The following is a 24,578-nucleotide window of genomic DNA, read 5'->3' as shown; positions in this document are numbered from 1 at the left end:
CGAGCACCGGTCGCCCGTATCGGCCCGGCACGGACCGGTACGCAGCACGCAGCACCCAGCACCCGCAGACCACCGAAACGGACAGCACCCATGGCCACGGCATACGGACCGGACACTCGGGACCACCAGCGGTCCGGAGCCGGTTTCGGGGACCATCCCCCGGTGAAGCACTTCTTCCCCGCCGCGCTGCGCGCGCCCGTCGAGGGAAGGACCTGGCGCGAGCTCACCTATATGCTGCTGGGCCTGCCGGTCGGCCTGGTCCTGTTCAGCCTCTCGATCACCCTGACGACGCTGGGCGCCGGCATGCTGATCACCTTCCTGGGGGTGCCGATCCTGGCCGGCACGCTGGCGATGTGCCGCGGCTTCGGTGCCCTGGAGCGGGCGCGGGCGCGGGGCCTGCTGAAGCTGGACGTGGCGGCCCCGGCGCCGGTCCGTGGCAGGACCGGCGGCCTGATGTCCTGGATGGGCGCGGCCCTCAAGAGCGGGGCGTCCTGGCGCCATCTGCTCTACTCGCTGCTGTACCTCCCGTGGGCGGGCTTCGCCTTCTGTGTCTCGGTGACGTTCTGGACGTTCGGGTGGACCGCGTTCACCTATCCGCTGTGGCAGTGGGTCTTCCCGGCGGACGTGGGCAGCAACGGCATCCAGCTCTACAGCGACCGGGCCCACGAGGTGCGCCTCGACTCCTTCGCCGAGATGGCGCTGACCAGTGCGTTCGGCCTGGTGTTCGTCCTCGTCACGCCGTGGATCATCCGCGGTCTGGTGAGCGTGGACCGGTTGCTCGTGGGCGGGCTGCTCGGGCCGTCCCGGCTGGCGACCCGCGTCTCGGAGCTGGAGTCGGACCGGGGGGTGGTCGTCGACACCGCCGCCGCCGACCTCCGCCGCATCGAACGCGACCTGCACGACGGCGCCCAGGCCCGCCTCGTCGCCCTCGCCATGGATCTGGGCCTGGCGAAGGAGAAGCTGACCGACGACCCCGAAGCCGCCGCCCGCATGGTCGACGAGGCCCACGGCGAGGTCAAGGTCGCCCTCCAGGAACTCCGCGACCTCGCCCGCGGCATCCACCCCGCCGTCCTCACCGACCGCGGACTCGACGCCGCACTCTCCGCCATCGCCTCCCGCTGCACCGTCCCCGTCACGGTCGAGGTGGATCTGGCGTCCCGGCCGGCCCAGGCGATCGAGGGCATCGCCTACTTCACGGTCTCCGAGCTGTTGCAGAACGTGAGCAAGCACGCACGGGCCACCCGCGCCTCGGTCGACGTGTGGCGGGCGGCGGACCGGCTGATGCTCCAGGTCACCGACGACGGGCGCGGCGGCGCCGACGCGGCGGCGGGCAGTGGGCTCGCCGGGCTGGCCGAGCGGCTGGACGCGGTGGACGGCGTGCTGGCCGTCGATTCCCCGCAGGGCGGCCCGACCCGGATCACGGCCGAGCTGCCGTGGCGCGGCTGAGGTTCCTTGGCGCGGAGCCGAGGTTCTTTGGCGCGGAGCCGAGGTTCTTTGGCGCGGAGCCGAGGTTCTTTGGCGCGGCTGAGGGTCCTCGGCACGGGCTGAGGGGCCGTGGCACGGGCTGAGGGGCCGTGGCACGGGCCGAGGTTCCGTGCCACGACTGAGATCCATCCGAGGCCGGGCGGCGTCCACCCCTTGGCTCCACCCGGGGGTGGGGTGAAGTCCGCCCGTGATGTCCACCCGGCGGCCGAGGACACCGCACCGCCGAAGCTGGGATGCTGGGACGCACAGGCGCGAGACCGGCGAACAGTGACAGTGGGGGCAACGGCTTCATGGTGGAAGACAGGGTGCGAGTAGTCATCGCCGAGGATTCGGTGCTGCTCCGGGAAGGACTCACCCGGCTGCTGACCGATCTCGGGCACGACGTCGTCGCCGGGGTCGGGGACGCGGAGGCGCTGATCAAGACCGTGGGGGACCTGGCGGGGCAGGGCGCGCTGCCCGATGTGGTGGTCGCCGATGTGCGGATGCCCCCGACCCACACCGACGAGGGCGTGCGCGCGGCGGTGCGGCTGCGGAAGGAGTATCCCGGGATCGGGGTCCTGGTCCTTTCGCAGTACGTCGAGGAGCAGTACGCGACCGAGCTTCTGGCCGGATCCAGCCGAGGCGTGGGATACCTGCTGAAGGACCGGGTCGCCGAGGTCAGGGAGTTCGTGGACGCGGTGGTCCGGGTCGCGCAGGGCGGGACGGCTCTGGACCCGGAGGTGGTGGCGCAGCTGCTGGGCCGCAGCCGCAAGCAGGACGTCCTGGCCGGGCTGACCCCGCGCGAGCGCGAGGTGCTCGGCCTGATGGCGGAGGGGCGGACGAACTCGGCGGTGGCCAGACAGCTGGTGGTGAGCGACGGCGCCGTGGAGAAGCACGTCAGCAATATCTTCCTGAAGCTGGGCCTGTCCCCCAGTGACGGGGATCACCGCCGGGTACTGGCCGTATTGACCTACCTGAACTCCTGACGAACTGACACTCTGTCAGATACCTGGTGAAGGTCATCGCGGCAGCCGGTCACGGCGGTCGCGATGACCAGGTCCCGGGGCGGACACGCTCCGGAACCGAAGAACACGTCCTAGCACCAAAGGATGACTGCGCAGCGTCTTCATCGAACGGCTGGGGGGCTTGCAAAGCATGACAAACCGGTATCAAATCGCGTCCCAAAATGGCGTCCATCATGTGATCGGTCAAGGGAAGGCGACCCTTACCGACGTAGGGTGGGCAGTGGGACCGTCGGCGGGCCGGCGGGACCAGAGCCGCCGCCCCGAGGGAGGTCCAGTTCAGTGACCAGCCAGGTCAGTAGCCCAGCCGAACAGGCCGATGAGGCCAGCGAGGCGCTCGTCGGGGGGCAGCGTGCCCCCCGCTCCGATCACGCGGGTGCCGGCGAGAAGGAGATCCGCCGCCTCGACCGGGTGATCATCCGTTTCGCGGGTGACTCCGGAGACGGTATGCAGCTCACCGGTGACCGCTTCACGTCGGAGACCGCGTCGTTCGGGAACGACCTTTCCACGCTGCCGAACTTTCCCGCCGAGATCCGCGCCCCCGCAGGCACTCTGCCGGGGGTCTCTTCGTTCCAGCTGCATTTCGCGGACCACGACATCCTCACCCCGGGCGACGCGCCGAACGTACTGGTCGCGATGAACCCGGCCGCGCTGAAGGCGAACATCGGCGATGTCCCGCGCGGTGCGGAAATCATCGTGAACACCGATGAGTTCACCAAGCGGCCGATGGCGAAGGTCGGCTACGAGACCTCCCCGCTGGAGGACGGTTCCCTGGACGGCTACAACGTCCACCCGGTGCCGCTGACGACGCTCACGATCGAGGCGTTGAAGGAGTTCGGGCTCTCCCGCAAGGAGGCCGAGCGGTCGAAGAACATGTTCGCGCTGGGCCTGCTGTCGTGGATGTACCACCGCCCGACCGAGGGGACCGAGACGTTCCTGCGGGCGAAGTTCGCGAAGAAGCCGCAGATCGCCGAGGCGAACGTGGCCGCGTTCAGGGCGGGCTGGAATTTCGGGGAGACGACGGAGGACTTCGCCGTCTCCTACGAGGTGGCGCCCGCCTCGCAGGCCTTCCCGCCGGGCACGTACCGCAACATCTCGGGGAATCTGGCGCTGTCGTACGGGCTGATCGCCGCGTCCCGCCAGGCGGACCTGCCGCTGTATCTGGGCTCGTACCCGATCACCCCGGCCTCCGACATCCTGCACGAGCTCAGCAAGCACAAGAACTTCGGCGTGCGCACGTTCCAGGCGGAGGACGAGATCGCGGGGATCGGGGCGGCGCTGGGCGCGGCCTTCGGCGGTTCCCTCGCGGTGACGACCACCTCCGGGCCGGGGGTGGCGCTGAAGTCGGAGACGATCGGGCTCGCCGTCTCCCTGGAGCTCCCACTGCTCGTGGTCGACATCCAGCGCGGCGGCCCCTCCACGGGCCTGCCGACCAAGACCGAGCAGGCCGACCTGCTCCAGGCGATGTACGGACGCAACGGCGAGGCCCCCGTCCCGATCGTGGCCCCCAGGACTCCGGCGGACTGCTTCGACGCCGCGCTCGACGCCGCCCGGATCGCGCTGACGTACCGCACCCCCGTCTTCCTGCTCTCCGACGGGTACCTCGCCAACGGCTCCGAGCCGTGGAAGATCCCCGAGACCGACGAGCTGCCCGATCTGCGGGTCCGGTTCGCGACCGGCCCCAACCACGAACTGGCCGACGGTACCGAGGTGTTCTGGCCCTACAAGCGCGACCCGCACACCCTGGCCCGGCCCTGGGCGGTGCCCGGCACGCCCGGTCTCGAACACCGCATCGGCGGCATCGAGAAGCAGGACGGCAGCGGCAACATCTCCTACGACCCCGCCAACCACGACCTCATGGTCCGCACCCGCCAGGCGAAGATCGACGGCATCGAGGTCCCCGATCTCCAGGTCGACGACCCCGACCAGGCACGCACCCTGGTGCTGGGCTGGGGCTCCACGTACGGCCCCATCACCGCCGCCGTCCGCCGGCTCCGCGCCGCCGGACAGCCCATCGCCCAGGCCCACCTGCGCCACCTCAACCCGTTCCCGAAGAACCTCGGCGACGTCCTCGGCGGTTACGACAAGGTCGTCGTCCCCGAGATGAACCTCGGCCAGCTCGCCACCCTCGTCCGGGCCAAATACCTCGTCGACGCGCACAGCTACAACCAGGTCAACGGCATGCCGTTCAAGGCCGAACAGCTCGCAACGGCACTCAAGGAGGCCATCGATGCCTGACACCAACCAGCTCCTGCACCTGGTGCCCAAGGCCGAGGCCAAGCAGTCCATGAAGGACTTCAAGTCCGACCAGGAAGTCCGCTGGTGCCCCGGCTGCGGCGACTACGCCGTCCTCGCCGCCGTCCAGGGCTTCATGCCCGAACTCGGCCTGGCGAAGGAGAACATCGTCTTCGTCTCCGGGATCGGCTGCTCCTCCCGCTTCCCGTACTACATGAACACCTACGGGATGCACTCCATCCACGGCCGCGCCCCGGCCATCGCCACCGGACTCGCCTCGTCCCGCCGCGACCTGTCCGTCTGGGTCGTCACCGGTGACGGCGACGCCCTGTCCATCGGCGGCAACCACCTCATCCACGCCCTGCGCCGCAATGTGAACCTCAAGATCCTCCTGTTCAACAACCGGATCTACGGCCTCACCAAGGGCCAGTACTCCCCCACCTCCGAGATCGGCAAGATCACCAAGTCCACGCCGATGGGCTCCCTCGACGCCCCCTTCAACCCGGTCTCGCTGGCCCTCGGCGCGGAGGCGTCCTTCGTCGCCCGCACCATCGACTCCGACCGCAAGCACCTCACCGGCGTGCTGCGCGCCGCGGCCGACCACCCCGGCACGGCGCTGGTGGAGATCTACCAGAACTGCAACATCTTCAACGACGGCGCCTTCGAGGCCCTCAAGGACAAGGAACGGGCCCAGGACGCGGTCATCCGCCTCGAACACGGGCAGCCCATCCTCTTCGGCATGGACAACAGCAAGGGCGTCGTCCGCGACCCGGCCACCGGCGACCTCCAGGTGGTGACCGTCACCGAGGAGAACCGGTCCCAGGTCCTGGTCCACGACACCCACAACCCGTCGCCGACCACGGCCTTCGCCCTCTCCCGCCTCGCCGACCCCGACACCCTCCACCAGACCCCCATCGGCGTCCTGCGCGACGTCGAGCGCCCCGTCTACGACACCCTGATGACCGAACAGCTCGACACCGCCGTCGAACAGAACGGCAAGGGCGACCTCGCCACCCTCCTCGCCGGCAACGACACCTGGACGGTCATCGGCTAGGTCGGACACGTCCCCGGTGCTCCGGACCGGGGACAGACACCTCCCCGGCACTCCGGTCCCGGGGACGGGCACCGCCCCGGTACTCCGATCCCGGGGACAGAGACCGCTCCGGTCCTGCCGTCTGGATCACGCAGTCGCCGGACGGGCTGAATTTCGGCCCGTCCGGCGGCTGCGTACCGGGCGTGCGTCCGGCCACCGCGCACGATGTGGCCATGACCCTGGACCGTCCCGCGTACCGCATCAAGCGGCGTCTGCTCGGCAAGGCGCTCACCACCGAGCGCATCAGCGAGGAGAAGCTGAGCAACCGGACGGCGCTCGGGGTGCTCGCCTCCGACTGCATCAGCTCGTCCGCGTACGGCTCCGAGGAGATGCTCCGGGTCCTCGTGCCCGTCGTCGGGGCCGCCGCCTTCACCCTGCTGATGCCGGTGACCGGCGCGATCCTGCTGGTACTGCTGCTCCTGACGCTCTGTTACAGCGATGTCGTCATGATCTACACCCGGGCGGGCGGCTCCTATGTCGTCGCGCGGGAGAACTTCGGGCCGGACGTCGCGCAGATCGCCGCCGTGGCCCTGCTCGTCGACTACATCGTCACCGTCGCGGTCCAGGTCTCGGCGGGCACCAACGCTCTGATCTCGCTCGCCCATCTGGCCGGCACCGACTTCACCGGCCTCGACCATCTCCAGATCCCGGTCTCCGTCGGCGTCATCGTGCTGCTCGCGTACGGGAATCTGCGCGGCGTCCGCGAGGCGGGCCGGACCTTCGCGCTGCCCGCCTATCTCTTCATGGCCGCCGTCGGTCTCGTCCTGCTCGTCGCCGCGGTGCGCGGGCTCACGGGCGAGCTGCCGCACGCCGACCTGCACGCCGCCGGGGTGGTACCGCTCGGCACCCCGGGCGACGGCTGGCTCTACGGCGCCTCGCTGTTCATCGTGCTGCGCTCGTTCGCCAACGGTGGCTCGTCCCTCACCGGGCTCGAAGCGATCTCCAACGGCATCTCCGCGTTCCGCGAACCACAGGGCCGCAACGCCCGCCGCACCCTGATCGCGATGAGCTGCGTGCTCGGCGTCCTGGTCCTCGGCGTCTCCACACTGGCGCACTTCACCCATGCCGTCCCCTACACCGACGGCACCCCGACGGTCATCGCGCAGGAGGCCCATCTCGCCTTCGGCGGCGGGCCGCTCGGGACGGCCGGGCTGGTCTTCGTACAGCTGGCGACCGCGCTGGTCCTCTACACCGGCGCCAACACACCGTTCACCGGCTTCCCGTTCCTCGCCAGTTTCGTCGCCGCGGACCGGTTCCTGCCCCGGCAGCTGACCCGGCGCGGACACCGCCTCGCGTTCTCCAACGGCATCATCGCGCTGACCGTCGTCTCGCTGGCGCTGCTGCTGGTCACCGGGGCCAGTGTGGACAAGCTGGTGGCGCTGTACGCGATCGGCGTGTTCACCGCCTTCACCATGGCCGGGGCCGGCCTCACCGCGTACCACCTGCGGCGCCGCGAGCCGTACCGCCGGGTGAAGATCGCCGTCAACGGGCTCGCCGCGGTCATCTCGGCCGCCGTCGTGCTGATCTTCGCGGTCACCAAGTTCACCGAGGGCGCCTGGCTGGTCGTGGTGGTCTTCCCGCTCGGGGTGTGGGCGCTGATCCGGATCAACCGCGAGTACCGGCGCGAGGCCGCGGCGCTCCAGAGCATCCAGGCACCGGGCGCCGACCGGCCCCGGGACCTGCGCCATCTGGTCTTCGTCCTGGTCGAGACGCTGGACCTGGCGACGATCAAGGCGCTGCGGTACGCGCACGAACTGCGCCCGGACGAGATCCGGGCCGTGCACTTCGCGATCGACGAGGCGCACGGCCGGCGGCTGGCCGCCCGGTGGGAGGCGACGGCCGCCACGTCCGTCGCCCTGGAACTGGTGGAGTGCCCGGACCGCCGGCTGCGCCACGCGATGAAGGAGCTGGCGGTCCGCACCACCCAGGACGGCAGGACCTCGCTGACGGTGCTGGTGCCTCGGCGGATGTACACCCATGTGCTCGGCAAACTGCTGCACCGGGGTACGGGCGAGCAGATGGCGAAGGTGCTGGCGCAGCTGCCGCACGTGGCGGTGACGATCCTGCCGTTCGACGTGTCGCGTGCGCTGCGTGACCTGGAGGAGGGACGCGCGCCCCAACCGGAGTGACCGGGCGGGCGCTACGGAGCGACCGGGCGGGTGCTACCGAGCGACCGCGCGGGTGCTACGGAATGTGCGGGCGGGTGCGCTACGGGGTGTGCGCCCTCTGCTCGTCGTACGCCTCGCGCGCCGCCTGCACCGCGCTCAGACGGCGCTCGGTCCAGCGGCCCAGCGCGCACACCTGCTCGGCGGCCTCCCGGCCCAGCTCGGTGAGCGAGTAGTCGACCCTGGGCGGGATCACCGGCTTCGCGTCCCGGTGCACGATGCCGTCGCGCTCCAGCGTCCGGAGGGTCTGGGTCAGCATCTTCTCGCTGACGCCGCCCACCTCGCGGCGCAGTTCGCTGAAGCGGTACGAGCGCTCCAGCAGCGCGATCAGGATCAGGACGCCCCAGCGGCTGGTGACGTGTTCGAGCACCAGCCGGGAGGGGCACATCTGCCCGTTCGCATCGGGCCACGTCCCCAGGTCGCTCACCTTCATCCCAGTACCTTACTTCAAAGTGGGTACTTTCGATTGGTAAGTGCACCTCGTACGGTGAGCAGTGCGAGCCCGAACAAGGACAAGCGCCACCGAAGAGGAGAAACCCCCCATGAGCATCGTCGTCACCGGAGCCACCGGAGAGCTCGGCCGTCTCGTCGTCGAGCAGCTGCTGACCACCGTGCCCGCGAGCGGGATCGCCGCCGTCGTGCGCGACGAGGAGAAGGCGGCCCCGCTCGCCGCCCGGGGCGTCGAGCTCCGCGTCGCGGACTACGACCGGCCGGAGTCCCTCAAGGACGCCTTCCGGGCCGGCGACCGGGTCCTGCTCATCTCCGGCAGCGAGGTCGGCCGACGCGTACCGCAGCACACCGCGGTCATCGACGCGGCAAAGGCGGCGGGCGTCGCCCAGCTCGCGTACACCGGCATCCTGGGCGGCCCCGCCGCCGACTTCCGGCTGGCCGCCGAGCACAAGGTCACCGAGCAGCTGATCCTCGACTCCGGGCTGCCCCACACCTTCCTGCGCAACGGCTGGTACACCGAGAACTACACGGCGAACCTCGCCCCGGTCCTGGAGCACGGCGCCGTCGTCGCCAACGCGGGCGAGGGCCGGATCGCCTCCGCCACCCGCGCCGACTACGCCGCCGCGGCCGCCGCCGTACTGACCGGCGAGGGTCACATCGGCGCGGTCTACGAGCTGAGCGGCGACGTCGCCTGGTCGCTGGCGGAGTACGCGGCCGAGATCTCCAGGGCCACCGGCAAGGAGATCGCGTACCGGAACGTGCCCGCCGCCGCGCACCGGGAGATCCTGACCGGCGCCGGCGTACCCGAGTTCTTCGCGGAGATCCTCACCGACGTGGACGAGGCGATCGCGCGCGGTCTGCTCGCCACCACGAGCGGCGATCTGGCCCGGCTGACCGGCCGCCCCACGACGCCGCTCGCCGAGACGGTGGCCGCCGCGGTGGCCGCGGCGTAACACCGCTCCCCCGCGCCTCAGGGGCCCCGTGTCATGACCGTATCCCGATACGGCCATGACACGAGGCCCCTCCCGGCGCTACCTTCATGCAGTTGACACAGACATGCATGGAGGGCCCGTGAAGGGGATCAACGAACAGCGGGCGGGACTCCTGTCCGGCATCGGCGCATACGGATTGTGGGGACTCGTCCCGCTCTTCTGGCCGCTGCTGAAGCCCGCGGGCGCGATCGAGATCCTCGCCCACCGCATGGTCTGGTCCCTCGCGTTCGTCGCCGTCGCGCTGCTGGCGCTGCGCCGCTGGTCCTGGATCGGCGAGCTGGTCCGGCAGCCGAAGAAGCTCGGCCTGATCTCGGTGGCCGCGGCCACGATCACGGTCAACTGGGGCCTGTACATCTGGTCCGTGAACAACGGCCACGTGGTCGAGGCGTCGCTCGGCTACTTCATCAACCCGCTGGTCACCATCGCCATGGGTGTCCTGCTCCTGGGCGAACGGCTGCGCCCCGTGCAGTGGGTGGCGGTCGGCACCGGTGTCGCGGCGGTGCTGGTGCTGGCGATCGGTTACGGGCGACCACCGTGGATCTCGCTGGTCCTGGCGTTCTCCTTCGCGACGTACGGGCTGATGAAGAAGAAGGTCAACATGGGCGGCCTGGAGTCGCTCACCGCCGAGACCGCCGTGGTGTTCGTGCCCGCGCTCGGCTACCTGCTGTGGCTGGGCGCCCGGGGCGAGTCGACGTTCACCTCCGGGGGCGTCGGCCACGCGGCGCTGCTGGCCTCGGCGGGCCTGGTCACGGCCGTGCCGCTGGTCCTGTTCGGGGCGGCTGCGATACGGGTGCCGCTCTCCACCCTGGGCCTGTTGCAGTACCTCGCGCCGGTCTTCCAGTTCGCCCTGGGCATCGTCTACTTCCACGAGGCGATGCCGCCGGAGCGGTGGGCCGGTTTCGCCTTGGTGTGGCTGGCGCTCACGCTGCTGACGTGGGACGCGTTCCGGACGGCGCGCCGGACGAGGACGCGGATGCAGGAGGTGCGACGGGAAGCGCGGCAGGCGGCGGGGCAGCAGGCAGCGCCGCGGCAGGCGGCCGACGACCCCGCCGCCCCACACGCACAGATTTAGATACCCGGTTGCTTTTTTAACTCGGTTGCGTTTTCCTGGTTGTCCACGGAACCGCGACCGAGGAGCCCTCATGCCCGCATCCACCCCCGCAGCCCCAGCCACCGTCCCCGTACTGATCGTCGGTTCGGGCCCGACCGGCCTGACCCTCGCCTGCGATCTGGCCCGGCGCTCCATCGGCGTACGGATCATCGAGAAGTCCGCCGCGTTCCCGCGCAGCTCGCGGGCCAAGGGCCCCAACCCCCGCTCCCTGGAGGTGCTGGAGGACCTGGGCGTCGTCGACCGGGTGCTGGCCGCGGGATCGGGGCCGCTGCCGATGCGCAAGTACCGGAACGGGCTGCCGGTCGCCGACGCCGACCCGTCCCGGTCCTCGCACCCGACGCCGGACACCCCGTACGCGCACGGTCGGCTGATCGCCCAGTGGCAGCTGGAGGAGATCCTGCGGGAGCGCCTCGCGGAGTACGGCGCGCACGTGGAGCTCGGCTCCGAGGCGGTCAACCTGTCGCAGGGGCCCGGGTCGGTGACCGTCGCGCTCGCCGACGGCCGGAGCATCGAAGCGCGGTACGTGGTGGGCTGCGACGGCGGCCACAGCCCGGTACGCAAGATGCTCGGCATCCCCTTCGAGGGGAAGACGGCCGAGGAGCAGTCGATGGTCTGCGGGGACGTGGAGGCGGACGGCCTCGACCGCGGCCTCTGGCACCAGTGGTTCGACGAGGACGGCGCCGTGATGCTGTGCCCGATCCCGGGTACGCGTACGGGCTGGTGGTTCCAGGCCGGGCCGGAGCGGGACGCGGCGGGAGCCCTCGTGCCGCCCTCCCTGGAGAGCTTCCGCCGCCTGTTCGCCAAGCACACCCGGCTCCCGGCGGCCCGCCTCACGCAGGCCACCCTCCTCTCCACGTACCGCGTCAACGAGCGCATGGCCGACCGGTACGGGGTGGGTCGCGTACTCCTGGCCGGGGACGCCGCGCATGTGCACTCCGTCGCGGGCGGGCTGGGCATGAACACCGGCATCCAGGACGCGTACAACCTGGGCTGGAAGCTCGCCCGGGTCATCGAGGGCCGGTCGGATCCCCGCCTCCTGGACACCTACGAGGAGGAGCGGCTGCCCGTCGCCTCCTGGACGCTGGACATCACCGCCGAGCGGCTGCGGGCGACCCTCGATGCGATCAAGCAGCCCGGCGGCGGCCTGGATTCGGCGATCTCCGGCGACACGGCGGGCCTGGGCCTCGGCTACCCCTGGAGCTCCCTCTCCGCCCCCGGCTCCACCCCCCGCCTGCGGGCGGGCGACCGCGCCCCCGACGCCCCCTGCCGCGACACCGCGACGGGCGCGCCGACCCGCCTGTTCGAGGCGTTCGCGGGCCCGCACTTCACCCTTCTGGGCTTCGGCCCGGACACGGCGGATGCCCTGCGGGCGACGGAGGCGGCATACGGCGACACGGTGCGGGCGTACGGGGTGGACGCCGGAGCCCCCCGCGACCTGACCGACGACGCGGGCCACGCCCGCACGGCGTACGGCGTCGCCCCCGCCACCGCCCTCCTCGTCCTGATCCGCCCCGACAACCACGTGGCCCTGATCGCCCCGGCCCCGGAGAGCGGGGCGATCGGCGACTACCTCGACCGGTTGGCCGGTACGGCCTGACCCGGACGAGCGGCCCCGGCGGCCCGCCCGAACGGGGGCCGCCACCGACCGGCCGGCGTACCCCCGCCGAAATCGACCACGGTGAAGCCGCCGTGTCCGTGGATGTCGTCGCCCTGGGCGGAGCCGCAGAGGCGCACTCCCCTGGCGAAAGCCCCGGCGGTCGCGAGGACCACCGGGGCTCAGGAGAGACGAGGATCAGCAGGCAGGGGTCAGTGGATGAAGACGCTCCCCCCGAACTCCGAGACCTCCGAGGCCCCCGGAGCGACGACCCCGAGGATCGGGCCGGTGCAGTCCGCGCCCTGGAAGATCACGGCCAGTTCGTTGGTGTAGTTCTGGACGGTGAGCGGCCAGCGGTTGGAGGAGTAGCACCCGGAGGGGTCGTTGTGGACCGTGCCGTTGACGACCAGGTCCCCCTGGGCCGCACTGGCCGACTGGGTGACCGAAACGGAGAGCACTGCCGCGGCGGCGAGGGTGCCGAACGCGGTGAGGACACGACGCATAAAGGTTCTCCCGGCTGTTGCGAGGGCTGCTGCGGGGTGCCCGATGCACCCCCGCAGTATGATTACCATGCGTAGCCGTTGATTGCGCAGCGTGACTCACGCGGGAGGGGCGGGAGGCCACGGAACGTCGGCCAACAGGGGCAGGATCTGCTCCTCCTCGTAGTCGAGGTGGGCGTTCAGCTCCGTGGACATCCTCGCCAGCTCGGTGTGGAAGCGCTCGGGATCGGTGATGCCGATGTCCGCCAGCAGGGCCACCAGCTCGCCCTGGATGCGGGCGACCGTGCGGTGTTCACCGGCGAGCCGGGCGAAGGTGTCCGCCAGGTGCGGGTGGTACCGGGCGATGCCGGGGAACAGGTGGTCGTCCTCGCCGGTGTGGTGGAACTCCAGCGCCTGACAGAACGCCAGGCACCGCTGCCTGATCTGGAGCCCGAGGCCCGGGGGCGGGGGCGCGCCGGGACCGCGGTGGGCGGCGCTTGCGGTGAAGTGGGCGTCCGCCTCCGTCTTCACCTGGTGCAACTGACCCCGGAGCCAGGTATGGACCTCCCTCACCTTGCCGGCGAGGGTGGTGATCTCGCGGGGCGGCTCCCAGCCCTCGGGCTCGGCGCGCTCCAGCGCCACGACCGGGAGGAGCCGGGAGGTCCGGGCCTGGTAGTCGGCGTATCCGGGGACCGTCCGCACGGCGTGCGCGAACAGTTCCTCGCGCCGTTCCCCCTGCGCGGGGACCGCCAGGGCCTGGAACGTACGGGTGCCGAGCTCCACCCGGACCACGGGGTGGGCGAGCAGGTTGCGGTACCAGTCGGGGTGGCGCGGGGCGCCGAGGTTGGAGCCGATGACCAGCAGCGCGTCGCCGTGGCGGACGTAGCCGAGGGGTGTGGTGGTCTCCTTCCCCGACCTCGCGCCGGTGGTGGTCAGCAGGAGCAGGTCACCGCCCTCGAAGGGGCCGCCGACCTTTCCGGCGTTGGCACGGAACTCCTCGATGACGGACTGGTTGAAAGATGTGGGCATGCGTTCTCTGTCTCCGTGGGAACGGGTGAGCGCGATGCGCGCGGCCCGTGGCGGTGCACGGTGCCGGGGCATGCGGAAGAAAGGAAGGAAGGACGGAAGGAGGCGTGCGACCAGTGGTCGCGGCTGCGTCAGAGGCAGGGCGCGGAGTACGAACTCATGACGGGCCCCTCGGTGAAGGGTGTTCGCCCGAGCACCGGCCGGCCCACTGCTCTTTGGCCGGCGTCACGCGACACCGGGTTCATTACACGCATCCCGGCGGGGACCTGTCAACGCACGCCCGTCCGGCCCCACTTGCCGGGCACTCCTAGGCTTGGGCCATGCCCAAGCCACCCGCATATGCCCTCGTCGCCACCGACCTGGACGGCACCCTGCTGCACCGTGACGACTCCGTGAGCCCCCGCACCCGCGCCGCGCTCGCCCTGGCCGCCCGCGCCGGGGCCCGGCATCTCGTGGTCACGGGGCGTCCCGTGCCCGCGATACGCGGCCTGCTCGACGGGCTGGGCTACCGGGGGCCGGCGGTGTGCGGGCAGGGAACGCAGTTGTACGACGCCGGGTCCGGGCGGCTGGTGCACGCGCTCACCCTGGACCGGGAGGCCGCCGACACCGCGCTCGGCAAGATCGAGGCCCAGGTGGGGCCGGTCTTCGCGGCGGTGGACCAGGACGGGGCCGAGGGGCGGACCCTGATCGAGCCGGGCTTCGCGATGCCCCATCCGACGCTCCCCGCCCAACGGACCCGGCACCGGCACGAGTTGTGGTCCCGGCCCGTGGTGAAGGTGCTCGTCCGGCACCCGGAGCTCGGGGACGACGCGCTGGCCGCGGCGGTCCGCGAAGCCGTCGGCGATCTCGCCGGCGTCACGCTCTCCGGCCCCGGCACGGTCGAACTCCAGCCGTTCGGCGTCGACAAGGGGACGGGGATGGCGCTGGCCGCCGAGTACCTGGGGATTGCCGCGCGCTCCGCGATCGCCTTCGGGGACATGCCCAACGACCTGCCGATGTTCCGTGCCGCCGGCTACGGCGTGGCCATGGCCGACGCCCATCCGGAGCTGCGGGCGGCGGCGGACGAGGTGACGGCGTCGAACGAGGACGACGGGGTCGCCGACGTGCTGGAGCGGGTGTTCGGCTGAGCGGTCCTGGCCGGCCGATGGAGCGTCAGAGCGACATCAGGCAGTAGAGCCGGTGCGGCTCGTGGTGGGCGCGCGCCTGCTCGGCCAGGCCCGCCAGCATGTCCAGGAAGTCGGCCAGCTCGTCGGGCGGGGCATCGCCCGCGAACTCCTCGATGTGCGACCAGGTTTCGGCCACCGCGTCGAACCCGCCGGGTCTCGCGGCCGCGAGGGCGTCGCGCAGCTCGTCGGTGAGCGTGACCAGCCAGCGGGACTCGTCCTCCGGGGAGCTGAGCAGCCGGTTGAAGCGCGGGAGCGAGGTGACGTCGTCGTACGGGGTGCCGGTGAGCATGCTCTCGGCCCGGCCCAACTGCACGCACGGGTCGATCCCCTTGACCGGGAGCGCGGGGAGGCCGGTCTCCTCGATGCCCTGATCGAAGGCGGCCAGGGCCGTCGGGTCGTCCGGTGCGCTGAAGTAGTCGTACAGGTTTCCCATACGCCGCATGCTCGCACGCCCCTCCGACAGTCGCCCCGCCCTCACGGCTCCGGCGGCACCCCGATCGCCCGCAGCACATGCGCGACCAGGGCCGCGATCTCCTCCTCGTCGTGCACCGGCTTGCGCAGGACATGCCGGTAGTACATCGGGCCGTACAGCATCTCCACCATCAGCGGAAGATTCGCGTCCGGCGGGATCTGCCCCTGCTCCTGGGCCCGGCGCAGACGGGCGACCGCCTCGTCGAAGCGGGGGTCGACCAGCTTCGCCCGGACGGTCCGCGCGAGTTCGGCGTCGTGGTGCATCTCGGAGAGGATCCCGGCGTACGCGGGGCCGAAGGGCGGTGTGTTGATGAGCCGCACCGCGCCCGCCAGATTGGTCCGGAGATCGGCGGCTATGTCGCCGGTGTCGGCGAACGGCGTCGTGCCGACCAGCGCGTCGGCGAACGCCTCCAGGATCACCGCACTCTTCGACGGCCACCAGCGGTAGATCGTCTTCTTGCTGACACCCGCTCTGGCCGCGATGGCTTCGACGGTGACGCGGCCGTACCCCTTCTCCGTGCACAGTTCGAGAGCGGCCTCCAGGGTCGCCCTCCGTGATCTCTCGCTGCGGCGCAGTGAACTCGGCGATGTGATCATTCGGTGAGCATAAGGGGGCTTGAACCGGCTCTTGTTGACAGCCTGTCGCCAGAGGTCGAACAATACTCAGGCAGAAACGGAACGTGCCGTGTCGCGTCGTTCCGCAATTCGCACCGTTCGTGCCGTTCGTGCCGCGACGAGCCGATCGGGGGACGGCTCGCCCGGCCGACGGCACGGGCGGGCGTTGCACCCCTTGCGTCAGGGAAACCTCGTGTGTCAGGGAAACCCCATGCGTCAGGAAGACCCCGGGCGTCAGAAAGCCCCGCGCGTCAGGCGGTGATGTCCTTCGCCGTGAACCGGGCCCAGGCCGCCGAGCCGAACACCGCCGCGTACAAGCCCTGAAGCCCCAGGTTCTTGACCACTTCGTCCCAGTAGACGGGGGCGCGCAGCAGATCCGCGTACGACATCCAGTAGTGCGGGAAGAGATACGGGTGCAGGGCGCTCAACTGCGGGATGCCGTCCACGATCTGCACGGTGATCAGCAACCCGACCGTGGCCGCCATGGCCGCGATGCCGCTGCCGGTGAGGGTCGAGACGAACAGGCCGATCGCCGCGAACCCGGTCAGTGACGCCGCGACGACCACCGCGATCAGCCCGGCCCGCAGCAGCCCCTCGCCGAAGCCGATCCGGGTCCCCGAGATGGTGGTGACCTCTCCCACGGGGAAGAGCAGCGAGCCCACGACGAGCGCGGACAGGGCCACGACCAGGGTCGCGACCAGGCAGAACACCAGCACCGAGGCGTACTTCGTCAGCAGCAGCCTGGTCCGGCCGGCCGGGGCGACCAGCAGGTAGCGCAGCGTTCCGGCGTTCGCCTCGCCCGCGACCGAGTCGCCCGCCACGACCCCGACGGCCATCGGCAGGAAGACCGGGAGGGTCACGGCGAGGGCGGCGAAGACCAGGAAGAGCCCGTTGTTGGTGATCTGGGAGAGGAACGCCGGGCCTCCCCCGCCGCCGCCCGGTCCGGGCGAGGAGCCGTCGTTCGTCTCGATCCGCACCGCGATGCCGATCAGTACGGGCACGGCGGCCAGCACCCCGAGCAGGGCGAGGGTGCGCCAGCGGCGGAGTGTGGTGGTCAGTTCGGAGCGCAGGAGCCCGAAGGCCCACAGCGGGCTCGGTGCCCTGCCCGCCCCGGCGACTGCGGCTTCAGCCTGCGACATCGAAACCCTCTCCGGTGAGTGCGACAAAGGCGTCCTCCAACGAGGCCCGTTCGACGCCGAAGGACCTCAGCCGTACGCCGGCGTGCACCAGCGCCGCGCTGAGGTCGGCGAGTTCGACGTCGCCCGGCGGGGCCTCGGCGCTCACCCGGTCGCCGTCGACCGCGATCCCGGTGACGCCCAGTTCCTTGAGGACCCGGGCCGCGTCGCCCGGGTCGGGGGTGGTGACGGCCAGCCGGCCCCGGGCACCCGCGGCGAGTTCGGCGACCGGGCCCTGGGTGATCAGCCGGCCCCTGGCCATCACGGCGGCGTGCGTGCAGACCTGCTCGATCTCGTCGAGGAGGTGCGAGGAGAGGAAGACGGTGGTGCCGTCCGCCGCCAGTTCCCTGACCAGGGTGCGGATCTCCCGCATGCCCTGCGGGTCCAGGCCGTTGGTCGGCTCGTCGAGCACGAGCAGCCGGCGCGGCTGGAGCAGGGCGGCGGCGAGGCCGAGGCGCTGTTTCATGCCGAGCGAGTACGCCCTGGCCTTCTTCCCGGCCGCCGCGGCCAGCCCGACCCGGTCCAGGGCCTGGTCCACCCGGGCCCGGCGGGTGCGCGGATCGGCGGTGGGGTCGGCGGAGTCGTAGCGCAGCAGGTTGTCCCGGCCGCTCAGGAACCCGTACAGCGCGGGCCCCTCGATCAGCGCGCCGACCTGCGGAAGCACGGTGCGGGCGGCGGCCGGCATGGGCCGGCCCAGCAGCCGGGCGGTGCCGGACGTGGCCTCGATGAGGCCCATCAGCATCCGGATGGTGGTGGTCTTGCCCGAGCCGTTGGGGCCGAGGAAGCCGAAGATGCTGCCGCCGGGGACGCTGAGGTCGAGGCCGTCGACGGCGAGTTGGCCGCCGCGGTAGCGCTTGGTGAGGCCCCGGGTCTCGATCACGGCCCCGGGCTCGGTGACCGCCGTCGGTTCGAGGACGGTCCGGGACTCTGTCATGCGTACTCCCCATGGGTCGGGCAGGGCTCCCGTCCGGCGGACCGGGGCCGGGCCCTTCGGGGCCGGTCCGGCCCCGGGACGGCGGACGGGCGAGGGCGGACCGCCCCGCCGTACGGAGCGTACGGCGGGGCGGTCGGCGGTGCGGGAAAGCGCGGCGCGCCCCGGCGTCAGGAGGCGCTGTTCGCCGCCTTGACCAGCGCGTCCTTCGTGACCGCGCCGACGTACACCTTGCCGTCGTCCGTCAGCAGGGCATTGACCAGGCGGGTCTTGAAGACCGTGCCCGAACCGAACTTGCCGGTGACCTTGTCGCCCAGCGCGTCCATGAACTGCTGGGCCTCGGCCGGGACATCGCCCGACGCCTTCGAGGGGAGTCCGGTGGCACCGGGGGTGGTGATCTCGGCGATCGCGCTCCAGCCCTCGCCGATGACCTTCGTGTTCTGGGCTCCCGGCTCCCCGGCACCCGGCTTCCCGGCGCCCGACTGCGCCGCGTCGGCGCCCGGGATCAGGTCACCGAGGCCCTGGTCGGCCTTGTGCTGCGCCTTGGCGTCGTCGGCCTCGGTCACCTCGGTGCCCTTGGGCGGGGTGAAGGTGAACAGGGAGGCGTCCGGCTTCGCGAAGTCGACCTCGGTGAACCCGGCGTCGACAACGGCCTTGCCACCGGCGGCCGGAAGCAGCGTGAACTTCAGCGGCACGCCGCTCTTCGCGTCGACCGCGACCGTGACCGAACCGATCGTGGAGCCGCTCTGCCTGGGCTTCACCACCAGCTTGTACGCGTCGCGCCCGGCGACCTGCGCGGTGCCGTCGACCGTCACCGACGTGGTGGGACCGGCAGCCTTCAGCACCTGCTCGGCGAGTGCCTTCGGGGTGGTGGGCACGCCCTCGGGAACGGGGTGCCCGGACTTCTTCCCGGCGTCCCGGCCGGCGTCCTCGCCCGCCTGCTTCCCGGTGGCGTGGTACGCCTGGTCGGACTTGCTGTCGTACGCCCAGACCTGGTCGCCGTTGTGGATCAGGCTGTACTCGGACGCGTTGTCCAGGATCGACAGCCGCTGCTTGTCGGGGCCGTCGGCGGCGATCCGCAGGGTGTGCGTGCCGGATGCCAGCTCCGTCATCCGCTCCTGCGGGTCGGCGCTCGAACCGCCCTTGCCGCCCTTGCCGCCGTCGCCTCCCGCGCCTCCCGGCGCGAAGGATCCGGCCAGGCCGCCGAGCGAGGGGATGCCGAGGTCCGTGCTGATCTTCACCGTGCCGGAGAGCTGCTCGGTGTCCGAAGCGGCGATCTTCTCGATGAGTTGCTGTGCGCTGATCTTCGGCAGATCGGGGTCGCCGCTGCTCGCGAGCGCCGGGACGAGCCCGATCGTCGCGGCCGCGACACCCGCCACCGCGACCGGGACGATGTAGCGCGCCGCCTTGCGGCGGCCGGCGGCGGTGCCCCTGGTCCCGCCATTGGTCTCTGCGCTGTCGTTCGGTGCCATCTGTGCCCTACCTCCGTGGTCGGCGGCTTCCGTCCGGTTGCACTCGTCCACTCCGTGCCGCCATTCTCACCCGGTTTGGTCAGGAGTGGTTGTTCTCCATCTGACCAAACCGGGGGCACGGAGGCGTCAGCCCCCGGGAGCAACTCCGCGTACCTCTTCGGTATGACACCGCGCGGCGTTCGCTCCCCCGTCCAGTAGGGGACACCACCGGCAGGGGACACCACCGGCAGGGGACACCGAGGAGACGGATCAGCCCGCGCGGTGCACCACCGCGTCGCACAGCTCCCGCAGCGCGGACTTCGCGTAGCCCTCGGGCAGCGGCGTCAGCGTCGCGCGCGCCTCCTCCGCGTACCGGACGGTGTCCCGCTTGGCCTGCTCCAGCGCCGGGTGGGCGCGCAGCCTGCGCAGCGCCTCGGCGTGCCGGGCGTCGTCGCCGAGGTCGCCGTCGAGCAGCTCGACGAGCTCCAGGTCGTCCGGCTTCCCGTCGGCCGCCGCCTGCGCCCGCAGGTGGAGGACGGGGAGCGTCGGGATGCCCTCGCGCAGATCGGTGCCGGGGGTCTTGCCGGACTCGTGGGAGTCGGACGCGATGTCGAGCACGTCGTCGGCGAGCTGGAAGGCGACGCCGAGCCGCTCCCCGTACTGCGTGAGGATGTCGACCGCGGACTCGTCCGCGCCGGCCATCATCGCGCCGAACCGGCAGGCCACCGCGATCAGCGAGCCGGTCTTGCCGCGCATCACTTCGAGGTAGTGCTCGACCGGGTCGCGGTCTTCGCCCGGCCCCGCGGTCTCCAGGATCTGGCCGGTGACCAGCCGCTCGAACGCCTCCGCCTGGATGCGTACGGCCTCCGGGCCGAGGTCGGCCAGTATGTGCGAGGCGCGGGCGAAGAGGAAGTCGCCGGTCAGCACGGCCACCGAGTTGCCCCAGCGGCTGTTGGCGCTGTCCACGCCGCGCCGCACGTCCGCCTCGTCCATCACGTCGTCGTGGTAGAGCGTCGCGAGGTGCGTCAGCTCGACGACGACGGCGGCAGGCACGACGCCCGGCGCGTCCGGGTCACCGAACTGGGCGGCCAGCATCGCCAGCAGCGGCCGGAAACGCTTGCCCCCGGCGCGTACGAGATGCTGCGCGGCCTCCGTGATGAAGGGCACGCCGCTCTTGGTGGCGTCGAGCAGCCCGGACTCGACAGCAGCCAACCCGGCCTGGACATCGGCCTCAAGTGCCTGGTCCCGCACGCTCAGCCCGAACGGCCCGACGACGGTCACGAGGGGATCTCCTGTCTGCTGACGATCACACGGAATGTCGATGTGTCGCTGTCATCACTCAAGTCAGCGTATCCGGTCCCCTTTGGATCAACGTGGGCGCCTTCCCGCCACCGCCGGTATGTTCGGGATCAGCTCATACGATCAGGAGTCACCCCTTTGTCCCACACGGCCACCGATACCGAACCGAGTCAGCCGCCGCCCGAAGACGACCATGCGTTTTTCGGCCAGCCACGAGGGCTGATGACCCTGTCCGGCCTGGAGGTCTGGGAACGGTTCTCGTTCCTCGGCATGCAGGCGATCCTGGTCCTCTACTTCGCCGACACCGTCGCCCGCGGCGGCATGGGCATGGAGCCGGGCACCGCGGCCTCCGTCTCGGCCGCCTACGGCACCCTGGTCTACCTGGTCTCCGTCGCGGGAGGCTGGCTGGCCGACCGGATCCTCGGCTCCTACCGCGCCGTCCTGTACGGCGGAATCCTCATCGCCTGCGGGCATTACGCCATGGCGGTGCCCACCGACACCATGACGTGGGTCGGCCTCGGGCTGATCAGCGCCGGAACCGGTCTGCTCAAGCCCAATGTGGCGACCATGGTCGGCAAGCTCTACCGCACCGACGACGAGCGCCGCGACGCCGGCTTCGCCCTCTACTACATGGGCATCAACATCGGGGCGTTCCTCGGCCCGCTGGTCACCGGCTGGCTCGGGGACCACGCGAGCTGGCACTGGGGCTTCTCGGCCGCCGCCTTCGGCATGACGCTCGGGCTGATCCAGTACGTACTGGGCCGGCGTCACCTGGCCGGGCGAAAGCACAGCGCCGAATTCGCCCTCGCACCGGCACCCATGCGCCGCGCCATTCGGCTGATCGTGGCCGGCGCCGTCGTGGTCGCCGCCCTCGCCACCGCGCTCGCCCTGGCGGGCTGGCTGACCATGGACCGCTTCGTCGACCTGCTCACCCTGATCTCGGTGATCGCACCGGTCGTCTACTTCGCGGTGATGTTCCGCAGTCCGCAGGTCACCTCGGAGGAACGCGGCAGGCTGCGCCCGTACGTGGTGCTGTTCCTGGCCTCCGTCGTCTTCAACTTCATCCTCTTCCAGGCGTACTCGACGATGATGCTGCTCGCGTCGACCAACGCGCGTACCGAGATCTTCGGCTTCCACTTCCCGGCGAGCTGGTACGCCTCCGCACTCGGCGCCTTCGAGGTCGCGCTCGCCCCGGTGGTCGCCGCCGTCTGGGCCCGGATGGGCCCGCGTCAGCCGCACGCCTCCAACAAGATCGCGATCGGGGTGATCCTCGGCGGGCTGTCCTTCCTGCTGATGGTGCTGCCGACCTCCGGGCACACCGGTGACACCTACAAGATGGCCGCCTGGTGGATCGTCGGCTCGTACCTGCTGCTGGGGCTCGGCGACATCCTGCTGGAGACCTCCGGCATGTCCGCGACCACCAAGCTCGCCCCCAAGGCGTTCGCCAGCCAGACGATGGCGCTCTGGTTCCTCTCGCTGGCCCTCGCCAACGGCATCCAGGCACAGGTCGTGAAGTTGTACGGCGAGGTCTCCAACCCCGCCTACTTCGGCGTCAACGGCGCGATCGCGGTGGTGGCCGGTGTGGCCGTCATCGCCGCCGCACCCTGGCTCAAGCGCACCATGCACCCCGTCCACTGAGGCTCCGCTGAGGTACCCCATGCGCATCCGCACCACGTTCCCGTACGACACCACCCACGAGGACGTCCGCATCCCGCTGCCGGACGGCACCCACCTGTACGCCCGGATCTGGCGGCCCGTCACCGACGAGCCGGTGCCCGCACTCCTGGAGTACCTGCCCTACCGGCTGAGCGACTGGACGGCGCCGCGGGACTGGCAGCGCCACCCCTGGTACGCGGGCCACGGCTACGCCTCCGTCCGGGTGGACGTGCGCGGACACGGCAACAGCGAGGGGCTGCCGGGCGACGAGTACGACGCGACGGAGCTGGCCGACGGCGTGGCCGTCATCCACTGGCTGGCCCGGCAGCCGTGGTGCTCCGGCCGGGTCGGCATGTTCGGCATCTCGTGGGGCGGCTTCAACTCGCTCCAGATCGCCGCGCTGGCCCCCGAGCCGCTGAAGGCGATCGTCACCGTCTGCTCGACCGACGACCGCTACGACAACGACGTCCACTACATGGGCGGCTCGGTGCTCGGCGTCGACATGCACGCCTGGGCGGCCACCATGCTCGCCTTCGTCTCCCGGCCGCCGGACCCGGCACAGGTCGGCGACGGCTGGAAGGACATGTGGCTGAAGCGGCTGGAGACCGTGGACCCCTTCATCCACACCTGGCTGGCCCACCAGACCCGCGACGACTACTGGAAGCACGGCAGCGTCTGCGAGGACTACTCCGCGATCCGGGCCAGTGTCCTCGCGGTGGGCGGCTGGCACGACCCGTACCGCGACACCGTGCTGCGGCTCGTCGAGCACCTGGACCCCGGCCGGGTCCGCGGGCTGATCGGGCCCTGGTCGCACCAGTACCCGGACCGCGGTCTGCCGCCGGGGCCGTCGATCGGCTTCCTCCAGGAGACGCTGCGCTGGTGGGACCAGCACCTGAAGGAGAAGGACACCGGCGTCATGGCCGAGCCGTTGCTGCGGGCCTGGATCAGCGAGTCGCACCGTCCCGCCACGGTGTACGAGACGCTGCCGGGCCGCTGGGTCGGTGAGGACAGCTGGCCGTCCCCGAACGTCACGCCGGTCGCGTACGCGCTCGGCGGCGGGCCGCAGATCGTCGACTCGCCGCAGCAGACCGGGCTGGACGCCGGACGCTTCTTCCCGTTCGGCAACGACGCCGACCTGCCGCCCGACCAGCGCGACGAGGACGCCAAGTCGGTCTGCTTCGAGTTCCCCGTCCAGGAGGCGCCGATCGAGATCCTCGGCCGCCCCCGGGTGAAGCTGCGGATCCGGATGGACACGCCGCGCGGCCAGGCGATCGCCCGGCTCTGCGACGTCGCGCCGGACGGCTCCTCCACGCTGGTCACCCGGGGCGCGCTCAACCTGTCCGCCCGCCACGGCCGCGACCGCGCGGAGGACTGGCCGGTGGGCGCCACCGAGGACGTGACCTTCGAGCTGAACGGCATCGGGCACACCTTCCCGCCCGGCCACCGGATCAGGCTCGCGGTCTCCTCCTCGTACTGGCCGTGGATCTGGCCGCAGGCCGGGGCGGTGGGCTTCACCCTGGACGCCGACGGCAGCCTCGTCGAACTGCCGGTGCGCCGGTCCGTGGCGGACCCCGCGATCCGGTTCGAGGAGCCGGAGCAGTCGGAGCCGCTCGGTGTCGTGTACCCGGTGACACTCGACGAACAGCGCCCGGAGCGGCTGGTGGTCCGCGACGTCGCCAAGGGCGAATGGCGGCTGGAGGTCGACCCGCGCTACGGCGGCACCCGCGTCTACCCGGACGGCCTGGAGTTCACCGAGGACGCGCTGGAGACGTACACGATCCAGGAGAACGACCCGCTCTCCGCACGCACCCGCTCCGACTGGGCGATCCGGCTGCACCGGCCGGAGATGGCGTGGGACGTACGGATCGAGACCCGCTCCGAGATCGGTGCGGACGACACCGACTTCATCACCTCCGACGAGGTGGTCTGCAAGGAGGGCGGCGAGGTCGTCTTCCACCGGACCTGGGAGAAGCGGATCCCGCGCACGGCCGGCTGACCGGACCCGGGCCACTGCCGTCGCCGTGCCCCGGGCCACTGCCGCCGCCGTGCCCCGGACGCCCGTCGCCGCGCCTCGCGCGCCCGGGGCACGGCGGAACTTTCCGGGCATCAGGGGCGGTTGGGACACTCCCGCGAGAGGGCGGCGGCGACGTAACGTGTCCCCCAAGCGACCTGGAAAGCGAGGC

At 71.3% G+C, this 24,578-nt stretch carries 20 protein-coding genes; 11 read left to right on the top strand and 9 right to left on the bottom strand.

Annotation, left to right across the window (positions count from 1 at the left end; all coding sequences use genetic code 11):
* The first annotated feature begins 90 nt into the window (after window positions 1–90).
* The 5 genes from ACFYY1_RS06660 to ACFYY1_RS06640 all read left to right on the top strand — a co-directional run bounded on the left by ACFYY1_RS06660 (window position 91) and on the right by ACFYY1_RS06640 (window position 7,943).
* Window positions 91–1,446 (top strand): sensor histidine kinase, encoded by a 1,356-nt coding sequence (locus tag ACFYY1_RS06660; RefSeq protein WP_388581817.1) that lies wholly within the window; start codon window positions 91–93, stop codon window positions 1,444–1,446.
* A gap of 329 nt (window positions 1,447–1,775) precedes the next feature.
* Complete coding sequence (locus ACFYY1_RS06655; RefSeq protein ID WP_388581815.1) at window positions 1,776–2,450, top strand: LuxR C-terminal-related transcriptional regulator; 675 nt, start codon at window positions 1,776–1,778, stop codon at window positions 2,448–2,450.
* A 318-nt stretch (window positions 2,451–2,768) separates the two neighbouring features.
* Complete coding sequence (locus ACFYY1_RS06650; protein ID WP_388581812.1) at window positions 2,769–4,724, top strand: 2-oxoacid:acceptor oxidoreductase subunit alpha; 1,956 nt, start codon at window positions 2,769–2,771, stop codon at window positions 4,722–4,724.
* Window positions 4,717–5,775 (top strand): 2-oxoacid:ferredoxin oxidoreductase subunit beta, encoded by a 1,059-nt coding sequence (locus tag ACFYY1_RS06645; protein ID WP_388581809.1) that lies wholly within the window; start codon window positions 4,717–4,719, stop codon window positions 5,773–5,775. The genes ACFYY1_RS06650 and ACFYY1_RS06645 overlap by 8 nt, the downstream gene beginning before the upstream one ends.
* 212 nt (window positions 5,776–5,987) lie before the next feature.
* Window positions 5,988–7,943, top strand: a complete 1,956-nt coding sequence (locus ACFYY1_RS06640) for an APC family permease (protein WP_388581807.1) — start codon at window positions 5,988–5,990, stop codon at window positions 7,941–7,943.
* A 79-nt stretch (window positions 7,944–8,022) separates the two neighbouring features.
* Here ACFYY1_RS06640 and ACFYY1_RS06635 read toward each other — a convergent pair whose 3' ends face one another.
* Window positions 8,023–8,412 (bottom strand): winged helix-turn-helix transcriptional regulator, encoded by a 390-nt coding sequence (locus ACFYY1_RS06635; RefSeq protein ID WP_388581804.1) that lies wholly within the window; start codon window positions 8,410–8,412, stop codon window positions 8,023–8,025.
* Window positions 8,413–8,521: 109 nt separating this feature from the next.
* Here ACFYY1_RS06635 and ACFYY1_RS06630 point away from each other — a divergent pair, with 109 nt between their 5' ends.
* From ACFYY1_RS06630 to ACFYY1_RS06620, 3 genes are all read left to right on the top strand, one after another.
* On the top strand, window positions 8,522–9,382 hold the full coding sequence (locus tag ACFYY1_RS06630) for an SDR family oxidoreductase (protein WP_388581801.1): 861 nt from the start codon (window positions 8,522–8,524) through the stop codon (window positions 9,380–9,382).
* A 118-nt stretch (window positions 9,383–9,500) separates the two neighbouring features.
* Complete coding sequence (gene rarD, locus ACFYY1_RS06625) at window positions 9,501–10,493, top strand: EamA family transporter RarD (RefSeq protein WP_388581799.1); 993 nt, start codon at window positions 9,501–9,503, stop codon at window positions 10,491–10,493.
* Between the two features lie 70 nt (window positions 10,494–10,563).
* Window positions 10,564–12,129, top strand: a complete 1,566-nt coding sequence (locus tag ACFYY1_RS06620; RefSeq protein ID WP_388581798.1) for an FAD-dependent monooxygenase — start codon at window positions 10,564–10,566, stop codon at window positions 12,127–12,129.
* Window positions 12,130–12,338: 209 nt separating this feature from the next.
* Here ACFYY1_RS06620 and ACFYY1_RS06615 read toward each other — a convergent pair whose 3' ends face one another.
* Entirely contained in the window at window positions 12,339–12,629 is a 291-nt protein-coding gene (locus tag ACFYY1_RS06615) for a hypothetical protein (RefSeq protein WP_388581795.1), read from the bottom strand.
* Window positions 12,630–12,725: 96 nt separating this feature from the next.
* Window positions 12,726–13,634 carry a nitroreductase/quinone reductase family protein gene (locus tag ACFYY1_RS06610; RefSeq protein ID WP_388581792.1) on the bottom strand — a complete coding sequence of 303 codons (909 nt, stop codon included), beginning with the start codon at window positions 13,632–13,634 and terminating at the stop codon, window positions 12,726–12,728.
* 317 nt (window positions 13,635–13,951) lie between these two features.
* Between ACFYY1_RS06610 and ACFYY1_RS06605 the strand changes: the two genes are divergently transcribed.
* Window positions 13,952–14,758, top strand: a complete 807-nt coding sequence (locus ACFYY1_RS06605; RefSeq protein ID WP_388581790.1) for an HAD family hydrolase — start codon at window positions 13,952–13,954, stop codon at window positions 14,756–14,758.
* Between the two features lie 25 nt (window positions 14,759–14,783).
* On the opposite strand, the gene ACFYY1_RS06600 is transcribed toward ACFYY1_RS06605, so the two are convergent.
* The 6 genes from ACFYY1_RS06600 to ACFYY1_RS06575 all read right to left on the bottom strand — a co-directional run bounded on the left by ACFYY1_RS06600 (window position 14,784) and on the right by ACFYY1_RS06575 (window position 20,721).
* A complete protein-coding gene (locus ACFYY1_RS06600; RefSeq protein WP_388581787.1) occupies window positions 14,784–15,230 on the bottom strand; it encodes a hypothetical protein in 447 nt (148 codons plus the stop codon).
* A 41-nt stretch (window positions 15,231–15,271) separates the two neighbouring features.
* Window positions 15,272–15,865 (bottom strand): TetR/AcrR family transcriptional regulator, encoded by a 594-nt coding sequence (locus ACFYY1_RS06595; protein ID WP_388581784.1) that lies wholly within the window; start codon window positions 15,863–15,865, stop codon window positions 15,272–15,274.
* Between the two features lie 269 nt (window positions 15,866–16,134).
* On the bottom strand, window positions 16,135–17,022 hold the full coding sequence (locus ACFYY1_RS06590; protein ID WP_388581781.1) for an ABC transporter permease: 888 nt from the start codon (window positions 17,020–17,022) through the stop codon (window positions 16,135–16,137).
* Window positions 17,009–17,992, bottom strand: a complete 984-nt coding sequence (locus ACFYY1_RS06585; protein WP_388581778.1) for an ATP-binding cassette domain-containing protein — start codon at window positions 17,990–17,992, stop codon at window positions 17,009–17,011. The genes ACFYY1_RS06590 and ACFYY1_RS06585 overlap by 14 nt, the downstream gene beginning before the upstream one ends.
* 167 nt (window positions 17,993–18,159) lie before the next feature.
* Entirely contained in the window at window positions 18,160–19,461 is a 1,302-nt protein-coding gene (locus tag ACFYY1_RS06580; protein ID WP_388581775.1) for an outer membrane lipoprotein carrier protein LolA, read from the bottom strand.
* A 249-nt stretch (window positions 19,462–19,710) separates the two neighbouring features.
* Window positions 19,711–20,721 carry a polyprenyl synthetase family protein gene (locus ACFYY1_RS06575; RefSeq protein ID WP_388581772.1) on the bottom strand — a complete coding sequence of 337 codons (1,011 nt, stop codon included), beginning with the start codon at window positions 20,719–20,721 and terminating at the stop codon, window positions 19,711–19,713.
* Between the two features lie 240 nt (window positions 20,722–20,961).
* On the opposite strand from ACFYY1_RS06575, the gene ACFYY1_RS06570 reads away from it, so the two are divergent.
* Together ACFYY1_RS06570 and ACFYY1_RS06565 are read left to right on the top strand one after the other, a co-directional pair.
* The gene (locus ACFYY1_RS06570) at window positions 20,962–22,377 is read left to right on the top strand and encodes a peptide MFS transporter (protein WP_388581769.1); all 1,416 of its coding nucleotides are present in this window, start codon (window positions 20,962–20,964) and stop codon (window positions 22,375–22,377) included.
* Window positions 22,378–22,396: 19 nt separating this feature from the next.
* Window positions 22,397–24,391, top strand: coding sequence for a CocE/NonD family hydrolase (locus tag ACFYY1_RS06565; protein ID WP_388581766.1), 1,995 nt, complete (start codon window positions 22,397–22,399; stop codon window positions 24,389–24,391).
* Window positions 24,392–24,578: the final 187 nt, after the last annotated feature.

Source organism: Streptomyces sp. NPDC001890 (assembly GCF_042891445.1).
GTDB lineage: Bacteria > Actinomycetota > Actinomycetes > Streptomycetales > Streptomycetaceae > Streptomyces.
Note: the sequence above shows the minus strand (reverse complement) of the source record. Positions and strands in the feature narration are given on the sequence as shown.

Coding starts and splice junctions, on each gene's coding strand:
- ACFYY1_RS06660 (WP_388581817.1), top strand. CDS start 91: ATGGCCACGGCATACGGACCGGACACTCGGGACCACCAGCGGTCCGGA.
- ACFYY1_RS06655 (WP_388581815.1), top strand. CDS start 1,776: ATGGTGGAAGACAGGGTGCGAGTAGTCATCGCCGAGGATTCGGTGCTG.
- ACFYY1_RS06645 (WP_388581809.1), top strand. CDS start 4,717: ATGCCTGACACCAACCAGCTCCTGCACCTGGTGCCCAAGGCCGAGGCC.
- ACFYY1_RS06640 (WP_388581807.1), top strand. CDS start 5,988: ATGACCCTGGACCGTCCCGCGTACCGCATCAAGCGGCGTCTGCTCGGC.
- ACFYY1_RS06635 (WP_388581804.1), bottom strand. CDS start 8,412: ATGAAGGTGAGCGACCTGGGGACGTGGCCCGATGCGAACGGGCAGATG.
- ACFYY1_RS06630 (WP_388581801.1), top strand. CDS start 8,522: ATGAGCATCGTCGTCACCGGAGCCACCGGAGAGCTCGGCCGTCTCGTC.
- ACFYY1_RS06620 (WP_388581798.1), top strand. CDS start 10,564: ATGCCCGCATCCACCCCCGCAGCCCCAGCCACCGTCCCCGTACTGATC.
- ACFYY1_RS06615 (WP_388581795.1), bottom strand. CDS start 12,629: ATGCGTCGTGTCCTCACCGCGTTCGGCACCCTCGCCGCCGCGGCAGTG.
- ACFYY1_RS06610 (WP_388581792.1), bottom strand. CDS start 13,634: ATGCCCACATCTTTCAACCAGTCCGTCATCGAGGAGTTCCGTGCCAAC.
- ACFYY1_RS06605 (WP_388581790.1), top strand. CDS start 13,952: ATGCCCAAGCCACCCGCATATGCCCTCGTCGCCACCGACCTGGACGGC.
- ACFYY1_RS06600 (WP_388581787.1), bottom strand. CDS start 15,230: ATGGGAAACCTGTACGACTACTTCAGCGCACCGGACGACCCGACGGCC.
- ACFYY1_RS06595 (WP_388581784.1), bottom strand. CDS start 15,865: ATGATCACATCGCCGAGTTCACTGCGCCGCAGCGAGAGATCACGGAGG.
- ACFYY1_RS06590 (WP_388581781.1), bottom strand. CDS start 17,022: ATGTCGCAGGCTGAAGCCGCAGTCGCCGGGGCGGGCAGGGCACCGAGC.
- ACFYY1_RS06585 (WP_388581778.1), bottom strand. CDS start 17,992: ATGACAGAGTCCCGGACCGTCCTCGAACCGACGGCGGTCACCGAGCCC.
- ACFYY1_RS06580 (WP_388581775.1), bottom strand. CDS start 19,461: ATGGCACCGAACGACAGCGCAGAGACCAATGGCGGGACCAGGGGCACC.
- ACFYY1_RS06570 (WP_388581769.1), top strand. CDS start 20,962: ATGACCCTGTCCGGCCTGGAGGTCTGGGAACGGTTCTCGTTCCTCGGC.
- ACFYY1_RS06565 (WP_388581766.1), top strand. CDS start 22,397: ATGCGCATCCGCACCACGTTCCCGTACGACACCACCCACGAGGACGTC.